Genomic DNA, 17,566 nt, shown 5'->3' with positions numbered 1-17,566 from the left:
CCTGGGCCTCGCATCCCTGGCGATCGCGTGGGTCTCGGGCACTGTCATCTACAAGCTTTTCAAGGGGCAGCGCTAGTCGCCTGCCTCACGCGCTCGGAGGAGTGGTGATTCGATGACTGCCTTCCGTGAGCTTCCGGGGGCGGTCGTTGTCCCCGATCTCGGCGTGCCCGCTCACTACGGTGAGCCGCTCGCTGAGCAGCGTGCCCTCGCGGAGGGACGTGCGCTCGTCGACCTCTCGCACCGCGGTGTGATCCTCGTTGAGGGCGCCGACCGTCTGAGCTGGCTGCACTCGATGACGAGCCAGCAGCTCGCTGGCCTGCGCCCGGGTATCAGCACGGAAACGATGCTGCTCGACCCGAACGGCCGCATTGAGCGTGCTATCCGTCTGGTTGACGATGGGGAGCGCGCCTGGCTGCTCGTCGACGAGGGATCCGCAGAGCCGCTCACTGAGTTCTTGACCCGGATGCGCTTCGCGCTGCGTGTGAGTGTGCACGACGCGTCCGACGAGTTCGCTGCCGTGCTCGCGTTCGCGGGCCCGGCGACCGAGCTGTTGCGTGCGGCGAGCCCCGCTGCGATCTGGGAGGATCCGTGGCGCGGGGTGCTTCCCGGCGGTGTGCAGTACGCGAAGACCGAAGCGCACGCGGGAGCCGAGTGGAGTGCGACACAGTTCATCTTCCCGCGCGCTGAGCTTGCCGGCCTGGCCGCACGTGTCGCCGCGGGCGAGACGCAGGCGGCGGGGCTACTCGCGCTCGACGCCCTGGAGGTGCGTGCGTGGCGCCCGGCGCAGCACGCCGATGTCGATGAGCGCGCGATCCCGCACGAGCTTGATTGGCTGCGCACCGCCGTGCACCTCACGAAGGGGTGCTACCGCGGGCAGGAAACTATTGCGAAGGTCCACAACCTGGGGCACCCGCCGCGACGCCTGGTGCTGCTGCACCTGGACGGCTCCGGCGGATCGCTTCCCGAGGCGGGCGCACTCGTGTTCCGCGCGGGGGAGGCGCAGACGCCCGATGCGCGTCCGGTCGGCCGAGTGACCCGCGCGGCGCTGCACTATGAGTGGGGCGGCATCGCGCTCGCACTGCTCAAGCGCTCGGTGCCGGAGGACGCGGCGCTCGAGGTGCGCGGCGGGGAGAACGGTGGGGACGCGAAGGTTCCCGTCTCCGAGGTGGCCGAGGTGATTGCTGCGGCGCAGGAGGTCATCGTGCCAGCTGACGCCGGGGCGGCCCGAGAGATCCCGCGCCTGAAGCGGCTCTAGTCTTTCGTTTCGGGGGTCACGCGCTCACGAGCATCGGCAAGCAACCGGATAGGCTAGAGGTATGACGAACACGCTGATCTTGCTGCGCCACGGGCAGAGCGAGTGGAACCAGAAGAACCTCTTCACTGGCTGGGTCGACGTCCGGCTCACCGAGCAGGGACGCGGCGAGGCTGCCCGCGCCGGCGAGCAGCTCGCAGCTGCCGGTCTCCTGCCCGACGTGCTGCACACCTCGGTGCTGAGCCGTGCGATTCAGACGTCGAACCTCGCGCTCGACACCGCAGATCGACTGTGGATCCCCGTGAAGCGCTCCTGGCGTCTCAACGAGCGCCACTACGGCGCGCTGCAGGGACTCGACAAGGCGGAGACCCTTGAGAAGTACGGCGAGGAGCAGTTCATGGAGTGGCGCCGCTCCTTCGACACCCCGCCGCCCGCGCTGGATGATGCGAGCGAGTGGTCGCAGTCGCGCGACCCCCGCTACGCAGGCATCGACGGTGTGCGCCCGCAAACCGAATGCCTGAAGGACGTCATTGAGCGCCTCGTCCCGTACTGGGAGGGCGAGATCCTGCCCGACCTGAACGCGGGCCAGACCGTGCTCGTCACCGCACACGGCAACTCGCTGCGCGCACTCGTGAAGCACCTCGAGGGCATCTCGGATGCGGATATCGCATCGCTGAACATCCCGACCGGCATGCCGCTCGTGTACGACATCAACGAGGACGGCACCCCCGCGGGCGCCGGTCGCTACCTTGACCCCGAGGCCGCCGCTGCCGGCGCCGCTGCGGTCGCTGCGCAGGGCAAGCACTAGCTCAGCGCGGCGGGTTCCCCGCCAGTTCCCACGGCCCCGTTGCGCCTCGCGTGCAGCGGGGCCGTGGCGTTTCCGGGTCGAGCGGAGCCCGCACAACCGTGCGGAGATACAGCAGTGCCCGCACCGGTTTCACGTCATCCCGGTGCGGGCAATGGTGCAGCATTGCAGCTGGTTCACATTCACGCAGGAACGCAGCGAACCGGATGGCTCGCTGCGCGCACGAATGCGAGGAGCGCCTCAGCCTGGCGCCACGACGTCAATCGTCGTCGTTATCCTCATCTGCGTTGTACTTGTCCGCGTACTCGGCCCAGGGGTCTTCGCCCGAATGCTTCTCGGATTCAGATGCGAGCTCTCGCTCAAGCGCCGAGTAGTTCGTATCGGGGCTGAAATACTTCAGCTCCCGTGCGACCTTGGTGTGCTTTGCCTTCTGACGGCCGCGCCCCATGCGTGACCCCCTTACACATTCGGGCCTCGCGGAATATGCGCCGCGAGGCAAGTACCAATTTAAATAGACGTATGGAGCAGATTCTAGCATGACCACCGTGCGCTGAGATCGCTGGCCGTTACGATAAAGCCATGACCTCTTCTCGCCCGCGCCCGTTGCGGATCGTGCTGATCGTGCTTTTCGTGGTGGCGCTCCTCGTGCTCGCCGGAGTTCTTGCCGTGCTGATCCCGATCCTCACGCACCAGAGCGCGGGCGGATCCGGCCAGGAACTGCCGCAAGACTACGTTTCCTCCGTGGCGGCGAAGGGGGCCGATGGTCGCACTCGCGAGCTGTCGGCGAAGACCGCAGACGGCGCGGACGCGGAGCTCGAAAATATCGCCCCGGGCGAGTCGCTCGTTGTCACCGGCTCCGGCTTTGATTCCGGCATCGGCATATACCTGGCAATCTGTGCGATCCCGGCCACCCCGGATGAGAAGCCGGGCCCCTGCCTGGGCGGCATCCCCGAGGGTGCCGAGACTGGCGAGGCGAACGCAGAGACCGGGCTGTCGAGCGCGTGGATTACGAGCGACTGGGCGTGGCGTGCATTCGCGACGCAGAGCTACGACGACAACGCGAGCGGCTCGTTCACTGCGACGCTGACGGTGCCCCCGCCCACGGTCGATGGCCTGGACTGCCGGGTCTCGCGCTGCGCGATCACCACGCGCGCCGACCACACCGCGGCGAAGGATCGCGTGCAGGACATGATGCTCCCGGTCGCGTTCCGTACCGAGTAGCCGCGAACGAACGGGGGACCAGGGGCGGCGATCCTACGCTCGCACGAGCTACCCCACGAGTGGCGCGATGACTAGCGTAGCGATCGCGAAGATGGTGAGGCCCGCAAGCGAACCCACCACGGTGCCGTTGATGCGGATGAACTGCAGGTCCTTGCCGACCTGAAGTTCGATCTTCTCGGCGGCTTCGCGGGCGTCCCAGCGCTGCACGGTTTCCGAGATGACGCCCGCCAGGTCGTGCCGGTAGTTGCGCACCAGGTGCTCGACCACACCCATCACCCAGACGTCGATCTTGTACTGAAGCGTGGCGTCGGCGACGAGTCTGCGGCCGAAGTCCTGGGCCGCCCGCACCATACGCACGCGCAGATCGCTCTTCGGATCTTCGAGCATGGCGACGAGCGCCGCGCGGGCGGTGTCCCAGGTGCTCGCAGCAAGCGCTCGCACGCGCGGGCTGTCGAAGACCTCTCGCTTGAAGCTCTCGAGCTGCTGCTGCAGGTGCTCCTGCTCCTGCAGGTCGCGGGCCAGATCACCGAGAAACTTTGTGACCGCGATCCGGAAGGGGTGGTTCGGCTCGGTGGCAACTTTCTGGGCAAAGCGCACGGCCTCCGAGTGCAGCCGGTTGTCAACGAACTTCTCGACGACGCTCGGCATCCACGAGGGCAGGCGTGAGGAGATCACACGGTCGAAGGCCTCAGGGTGGCCGACGAGCCACTCCTCCATGCGCTCCGCCGCGATATCGAGCAGTGCCTCGTGGTGGCCCCCCGTCACGAAGGAGTCGGCGGCCCGGCCGAGCAGTGGACCCCACTCGGGGTCGACCACGTGCTTGCGCACGAGCACCTCGATGAAGTCCTGCACATCGTTGTCATTCAGTACAGTCATCGCGCCGAGCCCCGCGCTCGCGACCATGCCCGCGGCGCGCTCGGCATTCGCGCGCTCGGAGAGCCACACGCCTGCCGTACGAGCCCCGCTGATCTCGGAGAGCTTCGCGTGCACCACCTCGTCGGCGAGGAAGTTCTCCTCGACGAAGGAGCCGAGGCCCTCGCCGATCTCATCCTTCTTGTTTGAAATGAGGTTGGTGTGCGGGATCTTGATGCCGAGCGGATGGCGGAAGAGCGCGGTGACGGCGAACCAGTCCGCGAGCGCGCCGACCATGCCGCCCTCGCTCGCCGCGCGAACGTAGCCGAGCCAGGGGTATCGCTCCTGGAGCACGAAGGATACGACGAACACGACCGCCATGCCGATCAGCAGCCCCACCGCAATACGTTGCATACGGCGGAGGTCGCGCAGGCGCTGGAAATCGTCGGGGGTCACAGCGCCCAGGGTGCGTCGGCTTTGAGACAGCGGCATACCCAGCATTATGGCTGGTCCGGGCGAGTGTTGCCGACCACACTCCGCACGGAGTTCGCGGCGCGCAAACTGGGCGGGAGTGGCGCGGCATGGGATAATCGTGCGCATGCACCAGCTCACGGCGCTCAGCCTGAAGAATCGTGCCCTGATCGCGCTTGTGACCATCGTTGCGGCGGTGTTCGGTCTCATCGGGATGGGCTCGCTCAAGCAAGAACTCATGCCCTCCGTGCAGTTCCCGGCGATCGCGGTCGTTACGAGCTACCCGGGCGCCTCCCCGGAGGTCGTGAACGCCGACGTCTCCGAGCACATCGAGACCGCGCTCCGCGGCGTGCCCAACCTCGAGAGCTCCACGGCGACCTCGAGCACCGGCGCATCGATGGTGCTTGCGCAGTTCACGTACGGCGTGGATATCGCTGCCACCGAGCAGAAGGTCGAGCGTGCGATCAGTCGCATCTCGAAGATGCTGCCGGCGGCCGCGGACACGCAGGTGATGTCGGGCAGCATCGACGACTTCCCGGTGATCCAGATTGCGGTGACTCCCGCGGAGGGAGAGACGCCCGAGCACGCGGCCGAGCTCGTGACCCGTATCGCGGTTCCCGAGATCTCCGATCTTCCCGGAGTGCGCGACGCGCAGCTCGCGGGTGCGCGACCGGACCGCGTGACGATCACGCCGAACGCCGCGGCACTCGCCTCGAACGGTCTCACGGCGCAGTCGATCACGGATACTCTGCAGCAGAGTGGTGTGCTGGTTGCCGCTGGCACGGTGAGCGACGGCGACCGCACGCTCGCGGTGCAGGCCGGCTCTGATATTGATTCGGCCGAGCAGATTGGGGCGCTGCCGATCGCGGTGAGCGCCGGGCAGCTTGAGGCGCAGCAGCGCGCTCTGGTCGCGCAGCAGGAGGCCGCGGCTGAGCAGCTGCGACCGGGGGCGTTGCCGGGCGCATTGCCCGAGGTGGAGCCCGCGCCCGCGCTCGAACCTCTGAAGATCTCCGATGTTGCGGATGTCGAGCTGGGGCCGGGGCCCGTTGAGAGTATCTCGCGGGTTGACGGGGCGCCTGCCCTCACCATTGGCGTCACCAAGATGTCCGCAGCGAACACCGTCGACGTCTCGCACGCCGTGCAGGAGAAGCTCGACGAACTCGCCGATCAACTCGGCGGCGCGAAGCTCAGCGTCATCTTCGACCAGGCCCCCTATGTGGAGCAGTCGATCGAGACGCTCACCACGGAGGGCATGCTCGGCCTCGTCTTCGCGGTGCTCGTGATCCTGGTCTTCCTCATGTCGATTCGCGCGACGCTCGTCACCGCGATCTCGATTCCCACCTCGGTGCTGCTCACCTTCGTGGGGCTGAACTTCGCGGACTACACGCTGAACATGCTGACGCTCGGCGCGCTCACGATCTCGATCGGCCGCGTGGTCGACGACTCGATCGTGGTCATCGAGAACATCAAGCGCCACCTCGTGAATGAGGGGGACCGGGCCGCGACCATCGTTCGCGCAGTTCGCGAGGTCGCCGGCGCGATCACCGCGTCGACGGTCACCACGGTGGCCGTGTTCCTGCCCATGGCATTCGTTGGGGGCATGGTCGGCGAGCTGTTCCGGCCGTTCGCGTTCACCGTGACGATTGCGCTTGCCGCATCGCTGCTCGTGTCACTCACGATCGTGCCCGTGTTGGCCTACTGGTTCCTTCGACCTGAGAACGCGGAGAAGCGGCTGAGCGCGCTCGCCGCAAAGCTGGGGCGCCCGGGCGCCCGGCGTGCCACCGCGCGTCTTGCGGAGTCTCGTCCGGCTGGGCAGCCGACCGCCCTGCAGCGCTGGTACCGCCCCGTGATCGACTGGACGCTCCGGCGCCCCGGCATCACGCTGATGATTGCGGCGCTCGTGTTCGGCGGCACGGTGGCCGCGACGCCGCTGATGAAGACCAACTTCATGGGATCTGACGAGCAGAACTCCGTCGGCCTGGTGCAGACGCTCGCGCCGGGCACGAGCCTCGACGCACAGCTCGCCCAGGCAAAGCGAGTGGAGGAAGCGCTCGCTGACGTGCCGGCGGTGGAGACAGTGCAGGTGACGGTTGGCAGCACCGGTGGCGGCATGGCCGCCATCTTTGGCGGCGGGGGCGACGGTGCGATCAACTACTCGCTCACCACGAACCCGGACGCAGACCAGGCGAAGGTGCAGGACGACATTCGCGCTGCAGTGAAGCCGCTCACGGACGCGGGTGAATTCTCCCTCGGGCAGTCGGGCGGCGGTGTGACGATGTCGAGCGCAATCGAGGTTGGGGTCACCGCGCCGGACCAGGCGACCTTGGAAGAGGCGAGCGACGCCGTGCTCACGGAGCTGCGAGCGGCCGACGGGCTCAAGCAGGTTGAGAGCGATCTTGGGCAGTCGCGCCCCTACCTCTCCGTGACGGTCAATCGTGAGGCGGCCGCGAAGGTCGGGCTCAGCGAGGCGGCCGTCGCCGGCCAGGTGGCGCAGCAGATGCAGCCCACACAGATCGGGCAGATCTCCATCGATGATTCGGGCACCTCCGTGTACCTCGCGGCGGCCGATGCGCCGAACGATGAGGCAGGGGTGGCCGCGCTGCAGATTCAGACTGCAGACGGTGCTCGTGCGCTGAGCTCGCTCGCCACGGTCGAGATTGCGGACGGGCCGGTGACCATTCGCACCGAGGACACCTCGCGCATGGTGACCATTTCGGCGCTGCCGCAGGGGGACGATCTCAGTGCGGCAAGCACCGCGGTGAACCAGGCGCTCGATCGGGTGAAACTGCCCGCGGGCGCAAGCGCGAAGATCGGCGGCGTGATGTCGCAGCAGTCTGAGGCGTTTGGTCAGCTCGGTCTCGCGCTGCTCGTTGCGATCCTGATTGTGTACGTGGTGATGGTGGCGACGTTCCGCAGCCTGCTGCAGCCGCTCCTGCTGCTCATCTCCGTGCCGTTCGCCGCAACGGGCGCGATTCTGCTGCTCATCGCCACCGGGATTCCGTTGGGCGTTGCATCGCTCATCGGTGTCCTCATGCTGATCGGCATTGTGGTGACCAACGCGATCGTGCTGATCGACCTCGTGAATCAATACCGTGAGCGTGGAGATTCGCTGCACGACGCGGTGGTGCACGGCGCGCTCCAGCGTCTTCGTCCGATCGTGATGACGGCGCTCGCGACAATTCTCGCGCTGACGCCCATGGGCATCGGCATCACCGGCAAGGGCGGGTTTATCTCGCAGCCGCTCGCGATCGTGGTGATTGGCGGCCTGCTGTCGTCGACGCTGCTCACCCTCATCGTGCTGCCGACCCTGTACTACGCCGTTGAGCGCCGCCGCGAGGGTGGCGCTGAGCGACGACGTGCGCGGCGCGCTCCGAAGCGTGGCGGCGACGGTGAGGGACTGGTGCTCGCCGGTGCGGGGCTTGCGGGCGCGTCCCTTCCTGCGACGTCGGGCGAACCGCTGGTCGCGGCTACTGCTGCTGACTCGGGCGCAGGTGGCGCCGCGCACGGTGCACATGGTGCGCACGCGGTGACCGAGGCTGTCGCGGATCCCGATCCGATTCCGGCAGCGGATCCCGCGGAACTGCCCGAGTTCGCTGCGGAGGATCTGCCGGCGCCGGTCTCGGCGAGCAACGCCGCGGCCCTCGTCGAGGAGGAACCGCTCGACGCTGCCGAGGTGGAGGAGATAGCGGCGGAGGTCGAGCGTGCCGAAGCCCTCGCCGCTGAGGAGGCGCAGGCCGCTGAGGAGGCGCGTCTGGCTGAGGAAGCACTGGCGGCTGAAGAGGCCCGTGCCGTCGAAGCCGCGCGCGTTGCCGAAGTCGAGGCCGCGCGCGTCGCCGAAGCCGAGCTCGCACGAGCCGCCGAGCTTGAAGCGGAGCAGGCCGCTGCGGCAGCAGCTGAGGCCGAGGAAGCGGCGCGCCGCCAGCAGATCCTCAGCGAGCTGGTGCAGGCCGGGCTCGCGGCGCCCGAAACCTCCGGCGCGCACGCCTCGGTGACGGGTTCGGCGGATGCGGATCCCGATCCGAGTGCATCCGAGACGGCTGCCATTGAGCTCCCCTCCGCGCCAGAACCCGCGGGCACTGACGCCGACATGGGGCCGGCGACGCAGCAGATGTCGATGAACCTGTCGGAGCTCGGGTTCACGGGGGAGCACAATCCGCTCACCGACAGCTCGACCGAGCTTGAAGCCGAAGCTGTGCACTCCGCGGAGGAACCTGACGTATCCTTGCCGGAGCCCGAACCGGAACCGGAGCCCGAGCTGCCTGAACAGCCCGTCGATGTCACGCCGGAGATTCCGCAGGACGCGTTCCACGCGGACTCCGCGGCTCCGCCCGTCACGGGCGAACTGAACTGGGAACAGCTGCTGTGGCAGGCCACCCAAGACATCGATGCCGAGTCCGACGCACCGGCGCAGCCGAGCGACGGGTCGGCGAACGAACACCCCACCACCGGTCGCGATGCGACGGAAAGCGACGAGAAGTAGATGGCCCAAAAGGGACGACGCGGCTTCAAAGCCCCCGCGAACTACGAGCCCGGGCGCAAACCCAAGGGGCGCAAGTTCCACGGCGGCCGGGCGCAGGAGTCGGGCGGGGGCCGGCCGTCGCGCGATGAGCGCGAGCAGACCGGTCGCGCAGACCACGGTGGCCGCGCTGCCCGGGGAGGCCGCGCAGCCCAGGGTGGTCGCTCTGATCGCGCGCCTGATGCTCGGGATCGACAGCGGCCCACATCGGGCGGTGCGCCTGCGGCAGCGGGCGGTGCGGCGCGCGCTGGGCAGCGTGGCGCACCGCGGCGCGACCCACAGCCGCGGGAGCAGCCGCTTCCGAAGCTGGAGGCCAAGCTCACCACGGCGGCCGACGCTGCGGGGGTGAGTTTTGGAGACCTAGGGCTCGGCGGGAACATTGTGCGCGTGCTCGGGGAGCTCGGCGCTGACCAGCCCTTCCCGATCCAGGTCGCAACGATTCCTGACACGGTGCGCGGCCGTGACGTGCTCGGCCGTGCGCGCACCGGTTCAGGCAAGACGATCGCGTTCGGCGCCGCCCTCGTGGAGCGCATGCTCATCCTCAAGGCGCAGGGCGCCTTCGGGGCAGCGCCGGCGAAGAAGCAGAACCAGCCCAAGCGTGGCGAGCGGGCCACTCAGCGTCCGACGCGCAACCCGCGCGCGCTGATCCTCGCCCCCACCCGCGAACTCGCGCTGCAGATCGACCGCACCATCCAGCCGATCGCGCGCTCCGTTGGGTTCTACACGGCGCAGATGGTGGGTGGTCAGCCGATCGATCCACAGGTGCACGCGCTGCAGCGCGGGGTCGACATCGTGATTGGCACGCCGGGTCGTGTGCAGGACCTGGTGAGCCGCCGCAAGCTCGATCTCCGCGAAGTGCTCATCACCGTGCTCGATGAGGCTGACCACATGTGCGAGCTCGGGTTCCTTGAGCCTGTGCAGCAGGTGCTCCGCCAGACCGTGCGGGGCGGGCAGCGCCTGCTCTTCTCTGCGACGCTCGACAGCGGCGTGGCTGAGCTTGTCTCGGAATTCCTCACCGACCCCGCGGTGCACGAAGCTGAGGCTGCGGCAGATGGTCGCGTGCGCCACCGCGTGTACACCGTGCAGCGTGATGCGAAGGATGCGTCACTCGTGCAGCTCGCGCGCACTCCCGGCCGCGTGCTCGTGTTCTGCCGCACTCGTGCGTATGCGGAGCAGGTGGCCGAGATGTTTGACGCCGCGGGCATGCGCGTCGTCGCGCTGCACGGCGATCTGAGTCAGGCACGGCGCGAGCGCAATCTTGAGAAGTTTGCGACGGGCAAGGCCTCCGTGCTGGTCGCCACCGACGTGGCTGCGCGCGGTATCCACGTGGACGATGTTGATCTGGTGTTGCAGGCTGACCCGCCGAACGACTTCAAGACCTACCTCCACCGCGCGGGCCGCACGGGACGTGCGGGTCGCGATGGCGCCGTGGTGACGGTGATTCCGCGGATGCGGGAGCAGCGGATGCGCGAGATGTTGGAGGACGCTGGCGTGACCCCTGAGAAGTTCACGGACTTCGTGCCGAAGGGCGCGGGTAAGCGCCGCTAGCGCGGGCGCAGAGCAGCCATCACTCGGTTGCTCTGCCCGCCGGCTGGGCGAGCGGGGCCCCGATCTCGTCTTCGACAATCTTTCGAAGGAACGACTCAATGCCGAGTCTTTCAACGCTGCCGATATTGAGCGCCCGTTGAATGAGGAATCCGTCCGCGACCACATAAATGCGCTGTGCAGATGCTTCCGGGTCTGCGCAGTGGAAGTCGCCCGTGTCGGTGCCTCGACGCAGGATTGCGGCGAGCGCGGCCGCACCGATCCCCATGAGTTCTGTTGCGGCGTCTCGGAGCCCTGGGCGGCGACTCGCAGCAAGCCAGCCGCTGAGCCATACCGTCAGCGACGGGTCACGCTCCGGTGCAACGCTTCGGGTGAGAAATGTGCTGAGCGCCTCGGTGGGGGGAAGCTCGGCGAGCCCGCCATGCAACCATTCAAGGTCTGCACTTGCGATACGACGAAACGTTGCGATGACGAGATCGTCGATCGACGGAAAGTAGTGATGGAACAGCCCGGAGGTCACTCCGACCCGCTGCGCGACGTCACGCACCGTGAGCCGATCAAGGCCCTGTTCTGCGGCGAGCGCGACTGCTGCTTCGAGGAGCTCTTCGTGCCGCTCGGCTTTTGAGCGGCGGCGCGGCGCGGTCTCTTCCATATCGCCAGCCTAGTTGGTGGTGTGTCCAGCAATCGTTCCGAGCATATTGACTATTTGTCCAACAGTGGTGTTTACTGACATCACAACGGTCAGTTGACTGTTTGTCCAATAGTGCTGTGCGTGATCAAAGGAGCCCAATGAACAGCAATATGCAAGCAGCCAGGCGGCGCAAGGCGGCGTTCGCCTCCTTCATCGGTACCGCGATCGAGTGGTACGACTTCTACGTGTTCTCGGTCGCTGCCGCTCTCGTATTTGGGCCAGTGTTCTTCCCGACGAGTGATCCCATCGCCGGACTCGCCGCCTCCTTTGCAACGTATGCGGTCGGGTTTGTTGCAAGGCCGCTCGGCGCCATGATCTTTGGGTCGATCGGGGATCGCCTCGGCCGGCGGCAGGCGCTTGTCGCAACGCTGGTACTCATGGGACTCGCGACGTGCGTGACCGGCCTCCTGCCGAGCTATGACGCGGTCGGGCCGCTCGCACCCATTCTGCTCGTCGCGCTGCGCGTCATTCAGGGCATCGCTGTGGGCGGGGAGTGGGGCGGTGCTGCGCTCATGGCTGTGGAGCACGCGCCGGAGAAAGCGAAGTCGTTCTACGGCGGCTTTGTGCAACTCGGCAACCCCGCGGGAGCGATGCTCGCGACGGGGATCTTCGCCGTCCTTGCCAGCTTTGGCGATGACGCGCTGCAAAGCTGGGGGTGGCGCATTCCCTTCCTGATCTCGGCAGTGCTCATCATTATTGGTCTGGTGATTCGTGCCCGCGTGGAAGAGTCGCCGGTGTTTGAGCCTGCGCCCGTGAACGCACGCCCCGTGCGCGACGCGATCGTGCAAAACTGGCGATCCCTGCTGCTTGCCATCGGCATTATGGCGGTGCCGAGCGGAAGTTACTACATCACGAGCACCTACTTCACCTCCTATGCGACCGTGGACGCTGGGATCAACGCAACACTCGTGCTCAACGTGCTCACCATCGGCTCATTCGTTGAGCTTGTCGCGACGCTCCCCGCTGCGTGGCTCGCTGACCGCTTTGGGCGCATCCGTGTGCTGGTGATTGGCATGGTGGGGCTTGGAGTGTTCGGAGCGCTGACCTTCCTGGTGGTCAGCCTGAATCTCGGAGGGCCTGGCCTCCTCATCCTGGTGTTCGCGCTGCTGCGGCTCGCAGGATGTAGCGCATACGCCCCACTCGCCGGTGTTATGGCGCAGATGTTCCCGCCGCAGTCGCGCTACACCAGCATTTCGCTCGGGTATCAGGTGGGCGCGGCTATTTTTGGCGGCTTCTCGCCCCTTGCGGCGACGCTCCTCGTCGGCGCAACGGGCAGCGTGTGGGCGGTCGTGGCGTTGCTCGGTGCGCTCGTTACGGTCGCGGTGTTCTGTGCGCTGCGCGCGCCCCAGTACGTTGATGTGGTCGTCGGTGCAGGGCAGGCTGACCCCGTCGTTGCTGCCGAGGTGCCTCGCGTATGAGCGCCGCAGCGTCGGTGCGTCACAACTGGTTCTCGCGGGCAGAGGTCGCGGGCGGGGTGACGCTGCTCCGCGAACCGCGTGTGCACGGACTGTTGCGCTGCAATATCTGGCGCTTCGACGGGGATCGACCGCTCTGGGTGGACGCCGGAACCGGCGTGCGTCCTCCACTCGCAGAGTTTCCGGAGGACGCGGCGAGGTCACCGGTACTGGTGCTCACTCACGCGCACGTTGACCACACGGGCGGTGCGGCCGAGTTCGGGGATGTTCGAATGCATCCCGCTGACATGGGGCGGGCGCGCACGCCGCCACTGCCGCTCACGCGGGAGGCGGTCACCCGACACCTGGGTCTCGGGCCTGCTCCCCTCGGCGTGCCATTGCCGGACTCCCTGGTGCAAGAGTGGGGGACGGCTGGCACCCCTGCCGTTGCAGGGGTAGGGCCAGAGGGGCCCACCACTTCGCTGCACGAAGGAGAACTGCTCATTGCGGGGGACTACCGCTTCGAGGTGCTTGAACTTCCCGGCCACACCCCCGGGAGCATCGGGCTCTGGGATGACCGCTGCGGCGTTCTCGTCTCAGGTGATGCGCTCTATCGGGGCACGCTCCTCGATGATCTCCCCGAATCAAATCGCGCCCGCTACCACGCAACGATGCAGCGAATTCTGAACTTGCGCCCACGCCAGGTGCTTCCGGGGCACGGGCCTCCCCTCACGGCAGAGGAGACCGCTGCAATTGCCAGCGAATACCTCTCCCGCCGGGCACACGCCGCAGATACGTAGCCGAAACACACCGACAGAAAGGATGCACCAATGCACCTGCTCAACCGCGCTGACAGCGCGCTCATGATCATTGATCTCCAGGAGGAGTTCTATCCGATCGCGCGAAGGGACGTGCACCGGGCCACGCTCGCCCGAGTTGTTGACAATGCAGCGTGGCTTGCCGGGGTTGCCAGCGCGCTCGAGATTCCCGTCATCGTGACCGAGGAAGACCCTGCCGGGAACGGGCCAACCGAGCGTGTCATTCTTGACGCTTTGGAACCGAGCGCACAGGTGCTCCCGAAGACCTCGTTTGGGGTGGCCGGTGAGCCGCGAGTTTTGGAAGCGCTTCGTGCCACTGGCAAGGAAACCGTGGTTCTTGCAGGCGCGGAGACGGATGTCTGCGTTGGGCACTCTGCCCTGGGCCTGCAAGCGTTGGGCTTTCGAGTGGTGGTGGTGAGTGACGCAACGTTCTCTCCCGGAGAAGCGCACGATCATGGCGAACGGCGGCTCGCAGCGCGAGGTATCGAGATGCTCGCCGCGAAGGGTGTCTACTACGACTGGCTGCCGCGTCTTGAAGAGACCCGGGCATTCCGGCAAGCGAATCCGGCGCTCGGACACCCTCGCCACTTCAACCTCTAACGCGTTGGTTCCGGGGCGTCCCGCACGCTCCGGAACTGACCGTCCGGCCTAGAGAGGGTCTCTATTTTTCCTGCCCAAAAGTAGAGACTTTCTACAAGCGAGTTCATGGTGGCAACGCAGTGCGTTGTGGGGGAGGGAATGCGCGGTTGTCCCGCCAGGGCGGGGAGCCTAGCCTGGCTGCAGGTCAACCGACGACCGCGGATGCGGTCACGCGCGCACGCCAAAGGAGCACCGATGAGCGACACCACCCCCAAGGACCCCCGCATCAACACCAGCGTCGTGAGCGACGCGCTGCTGGGCAAGTGGAAGAAGGAGCGGCTCGAGTCTCGCGCGCTCGCCGCAGATCCTCGCCTGCACACGATCAACGGTCAGTCGATGGACGAGCACCGCGCACGCGTGCTTGAGCAGCTTGGGATCCTGGTGGAGCACGGCGCGATCCAGCGCGCATACCCGAGTGATCTCGGCGGCGGCGACAACCACGGCGGCAACATTGCCGCATTCCAGGAGCTGGTGCTCGCCGATCCGTCACTGCAGATCAAGAGCGGGGTGCAGTGGGGCCTCTTCGGCGCCGCGATCCTGCACCTCGGCACACGGACGCACCACGAGAAGTGGCTGCCCGACGTGATGAGCTTGAAGCTGCCCGGCGCGTTCGCGATGACGGAGATCGGCCACGGCTCGGACGTCGCCTCCGTGGGCACCACCGCCACCTACGATCCCGAGACGGAAGAGTTCGAGATCCACACGCCCTTTACCGGGGCGTGGAAGGAGTACCTCGGCAACGCGGCACTGCACGGCCAGGCCGCCGTCGTGTTCGCGCAGCTCATCACGCGCGGAGTCAACCACGGCGTGCACGCGTTTTTCGTGCCGATTCGCACTCCCGAAGGGGAGATGCTCCCCGGCGTGGGGAGCGAAGACGACGGCGTGAAAGGCGGCCTGAACGGCATCGACAACGGCCGCCTGCACTTCACGCACGTGCGGATTCCGCGCGAGAACCTGCTGAATCGCTACGGCGACGTCGTCGCGGACGGCACGTACTCCTCGTCGATCGAGAGCCCGGGCCGCCGCTTCTTCACGATGATCGGCACGCTCGTGCAGGGGCGTGTTTCCCTCGACGGATCCGCGGTGAAGGCGATGATGGCCGCGCTGACGATTGCGATCCGCTACGGCAGTGAGCGCCGGCAGTTCCCGGGTGCCTCCGGCCGCGAGACCGTGCTGATGGACTACGGGCAGCACCAGCGCCGCCTGATTCCGCGCCTCGCGCAGACCTACGCGATGGCGTTCGCGAGCGAGCGCCTACTCACCGTGTTTGACGAGGTGTTTTCGGGCGCGAAAGACACGGACGAGAACCGCGAAGACCTCGAGACGCTCGCCGCCGGCCTGAAGTCGCTCTCCACCTGGGCCGCGCTCGACACACTGCAGGAAGCGCGCGAGGCAACCGGTGGGGCGGGCTTCATCGCGAAGAACCGACTCACTGGGCTCCGGGCCGACCTCGACATCTACGTCACCTTCGAGGGCGACAACACGGTGCTGCTGCAGCTCGTGGGCAAGCGCCTGCTCACCGACTACGCGAAGCAGTTTGCGGGCGGCGACAAGGCCGCGATGGCGAAGGCCGCCGCAAGCCAGCTGGGCGACCGCGTGAGCCGCTTCGGCCTGCGCCAGATGGGGCAGAGCATCGCGGATCTCGGACAGGTCGCGCGCTCCGTCGAGAGCCTGCGAGCGCCCGAGTCGCAGCGCGCGCTCCTCACCGACCGCGTCGAGACGATGGTGTCGGAGATCGCCATGGCGCTCCGCGAGGCGACGAAGCACGTGCCGAAGGGTGACGCCCGCGGCAAGGCGATCGCCAACGAAGAAGCGTTCAACGCGCAGCAGCACAAGCTCATCCAGGCGGCGCGCGCGCACGCCGAGCTGCTGCAGTGGGAGGCATTCACGGAGGAGCTCGAGCGCATCTCGGATCCGGGCTCGAAGCAGGTGCTTACCTGGCTGCGCGACCTCTTCGGCTTCGGACTGATCGAGGAGCACGCGGCCTGGTACCTCGTGCAGGGCCGTATCTCGGGGCAGCGCGCTGAGGCCGTCACCGCGTACATCGATCGCCTGATTGCGCGCCTGCGCCCCCACGCACTCGACCTGGTCGACGCGTTTGGGCTCGCCCCCGAGCTGCTCCGCGCCGAGATCGCGACGGGCATCGAGGCCGAGCGGCAGGAGGAAGCGCACGCCTACGTCGAGGCACAGCGCGCGGCAGGAACCTGGCCGATTCACGAGAAGGAACTGCGCAAGCGCGCGAAGCAGGAGGGGCGCGCATAGCGCTCACGTTTTCGCGTGCGACACACGCCGCCACAGGGGCTGCGCAGCATCTGCTGCGCAGCCCCTGTGAGGTATTAGAGTGAGCGGTATGGCACTGCGAACGCTGTATCCGCCGATCGAACCGACCGCGCACGGCATGCTGCCCGTCGGCGACGGGAACGAGATCTACTGGGAAAGCTGCGGCAAGCCCGACGGCAAGCCCGTCGTCTTCCTCCACGGGGGCCCGGGCGGCGGCTGTTCGCCCGACCACCGGCGCTTCTTCGATCCGGATCGCTACCGCATCGTGCTGTTCGACCAGCGCGGCTGCGGGCGAAGTATGCCGCACGCGAGCGCGCCGGACGCAGACCTCAGCGCGAACACTACCTGGCACCTCGTGGCGGACATTGAGCGGCTGCGTGAGCACCTGGGCATTGAGCGCTGGCAGGTGTTTGGCGGCTCCTGGGGCTCCGCGCTGTCGCTCGCGTACGCACAGACGCACCCCGAACGGGTCACGGAACTGGTGCTGCGCGGCATCTTCACACTTCGCGAGAGCGAGCTTGCCTGGTTCTACCAGGATGGCGCCTCGCACCTCTTCCCGGACGCGTGGGAGGACTACCTCGCGCCGATTCCCGCGGCCGAGCAGCATGAGCTGATCGCCGCGTACCACCGTCAGCTCACCGATCCCGATCCCGCGGTGCACACACCGGCCGGAGTCGCCTGGACGGTGTGGGAGAACACCACGATTCGGCTGATTCCCGACGAGGACGCGATCGCTGCGGCACGGGCGAACACCGCGGCAGCGGTCGCCTTCGCCCGCATCGAGAACCACTTCTTCACGAACGCCGGGTGGTTCGAGGAGGGGCAGCTGATTCGCGATGCCGCCGCGAAGCTGAGCGGCATCCCCGGTATCATCGTGCAGGGGCGGTACGACGTGTGCACCCCCGCGCGGACCGCCTGGGATCTGCACCGGGCCTGGCCCGCGGCAGACTTCGAGATGGTCGCCGACGCGGGGCACGCAGCGAGCGAGCCGGGGATCATTGACGCACTGGTGCGCGCGACTGACCGCTTCGCAGAGTCGGGAGTCGCCCAGACTCCCGAAAGCAACCGAGAGTGAGACGCCC

At 67.3% G+C, this 17,566-nt stretch carries 13 protein-coding genes; 10 read left to right on the top strand and 3 right to left on the bottom strand.

What is annotated here, in order from left to right; translation table 11 throughout:
• The first annotated feature begins 112 nt into the window (after window positions 1–112).
• Together ygfZ and ACR81A_RS11960 are read left to right on the top strand one after the other, a co-directional pair.
• Window positions 113–1,255, top strand: a complete 1,143-nt coding sequence (gene ygfZ, locus ACR81A_RS11965; protein ID WP_440311924.1) for a CAF17-like 4Fe-4S cluster assembly/insertion protein YgfZ — start codon at window positions 113–115, stop codon at window positions 1,253–1,255.
• Between the two features lie 61 nt (window positions 1,256–1,316).
• Window positions 1,317–2,060 (top strand): phosphoglyceromutase, encoded by a 744-nt coding sequence (locus tag ACR81A_RS11960; RefSeq protein WP_202380902.1) that lies wholly within the window; start codon window positions 1,317–1,319, stop codon window positions 2,058–2,060.
• 256 nt (window positions 2,061–2,316) lie between these two features.
• Here ACR81A_RS11960 and ACR81A_RS11955 read toward each other — a convergent pair whose 3' ends face one another.
• The gene (locus tag ACR81A_RS11955) at window positions 2,317–2,505 is read right to left on the bottom strand and encodes a DUF3073 domain-containing protein (RefSeq protein ID WP_202380903.1); all 189 of its coding nucleotides are present in this window, start codon (window positions 2,503–2,505) and stop codon (window positions 2,317–2,319) included.
• A 131-nt stretch (window positions 2,506–2,636) separates the two neighbouring features.
• Between ACR81A_RS11955 and ACR81A_RS11950 the strand changes: the two genes are divergently transcribed.
• Window positions 2,637–3,278: a hypothetical protein gene (locus tag ACR81A_RS11950; RefSeq protein ID WP_440311923.1), complete on the top strand. Its 642-nt coding sequence runs from the start codon at window positions 2,637–2,639 to the stop codon at window positions 3,276–3,278.
• A gap of 48 nt (window positions 3,279–3,326) precedes the next feature.
• On the opposite strand, the gene ACR81A_RS11945 is transcribed toward ACR81A_RS11950, so the two are convergent.
• Window positions 3,327–4,586 carry a DUF445 domain-containing protein gene (locus ACR81A_RS11945; RefSeq protein WP_440311922.1) on the bottom strand — a complete coding sequence of 420 codons (1,260 nt, stop codon included), beginning with the start codon at window positions 4,584–4,586 and terminating at the stop codon, window positions 3,327–3,329.
• 142 nt (window positions 4,587–4,728) lie between these two features.
• Between ACR81A_RS11945 and ACR81A_RS11940 the strand changes: the two genes are divergently transcribed.
• Together ACR81A_RS11940 and ACR81A_RS11935 are read left to right on the top strand one after the other, a co-directional pair.
• Window positions 4,729–9,081: an efflux RND transporter permease subunit gene (locus ACR81A_RS11940; protein WP_440311921.1), complete on the top strand. Its 4,353-nt coding sequence runs from the start codon at window positions 4,729–4,731 to the stop codon at window positions 9,079–9,081.
• Window positions 9,082–10,665 (top strand): DEAD/DEAH box helicase, encoded by a 1,584-nt coding sequence (locus ACR81A_RS11935; protein ID WP_440311920.1) that lies wholly within the window; start codon window positions 9,082–9,084, stop codon window positions 10,663–10,665.
• A gap of 19 nt (window positions 10,666–10,684) precedes the next feature.
• Here the strand turns inward: ACR81A_RS11935 and ACR81A_RS11930 are convergent, their stop codons facing one another.
• Window positions 10,685–11,314, bottom strand: a complete 630-nt coding sequence (locus tag ACR81A_RS11930; RefSeq protein WP_440311919.1) for a TetR/AcrR family transcriptional regulator — start codon at window positions 11,312–11,314, stop codon at window positions 10,685–10,687.
• A 137-nt stretch (window positions 11,315–11,451) separates the two neighbouring features.
• Between ACR81A_RS11930 and ACR81A_RS11925 the strand changes: the two genes are divergently transcribed.
• From ACR81A_RS11925 to pip, 5 genes are all read left to right on the top strand, one after another.
• Window positions 11,452–12,771: an MFS transporter gene (locus ACR81A_RS11925; RefSeq protein ID WP_440311918.1), complete on the top strand. Its 1,320-nt coding sequence runs from the start codon at window positions 11,452–11,454 to the stop codon at window positions 12,769–12,771.
• Window positions 12,768–13,547, top strand: coding sequence for an MBL fold metallo-hydrolase (locus ACR81A_RS11920; RefSeq protein ID WP_440311917.1), 780 nt, complete (start codon window positions 12,768–12,770; stop codon window positions 13,545–13,547). Before ACR81A_RS11925 ends, ACR81A_RS11920 begins: the two co-directional genes overlap by 4 nt.
• Before the next feature lie 30 nt (window positions 13,548–13,577).
• The gene (locus ACR81A_RS11915; RefSeq protein ID WP_440311916.1) at window positions 13,578–14,165 is read left to right on the top strand and encodes an isochorismatase family protein; all 588 of its coding nucleotides are present in this window, start codon (window positions 13,578–13,580) and stop codon (window positions 14,163–14,165) included.
• 234 nt (window positions 14,166–14,399) lie between these two features.
• Window positions 14,400–16,466: an acyl-CoA dehydrogenase family protein gene (locus ACR81A_RS11910; protein ID WP_440311915.1), complete on the top strand. Its 2,067-nt coding sequence runs from the start codon at window positions 14,400–14,402 to the stop codon at window positions 16,464–16,466.
• Between the two features lie 88 nt (window positions 16,467–16,554).
• Window positions 16,555–17,559: a prolyl aminopeptidase gene (gene pip, locus ACR81A_RS11905; protein WP_440311914.1), complete on the top strand. Its 1,005-nt coding sequence runs from the start codon at window positions 16,555–16,557 to the stop codon at window positions 17,557–17,559.
• Window positions 17,560–17,566 lie beyond the last annotated feature (7 nt).

The organism is Leucobacter chromiireducens (genome assembly GCF_051993095.1).
Classification (GTDB): Bacteria; Actinomycetota; Actinomycetes; order Actinomycetales; family Microbacteriaceae; genus Leucobacter; species Leucobacter chromiireducens.
The sequence above is the reverse complement of the archived record's forward strand: the minus strand, read 5'-3'. Positions and strand labels throughout refer to the sequence as shown.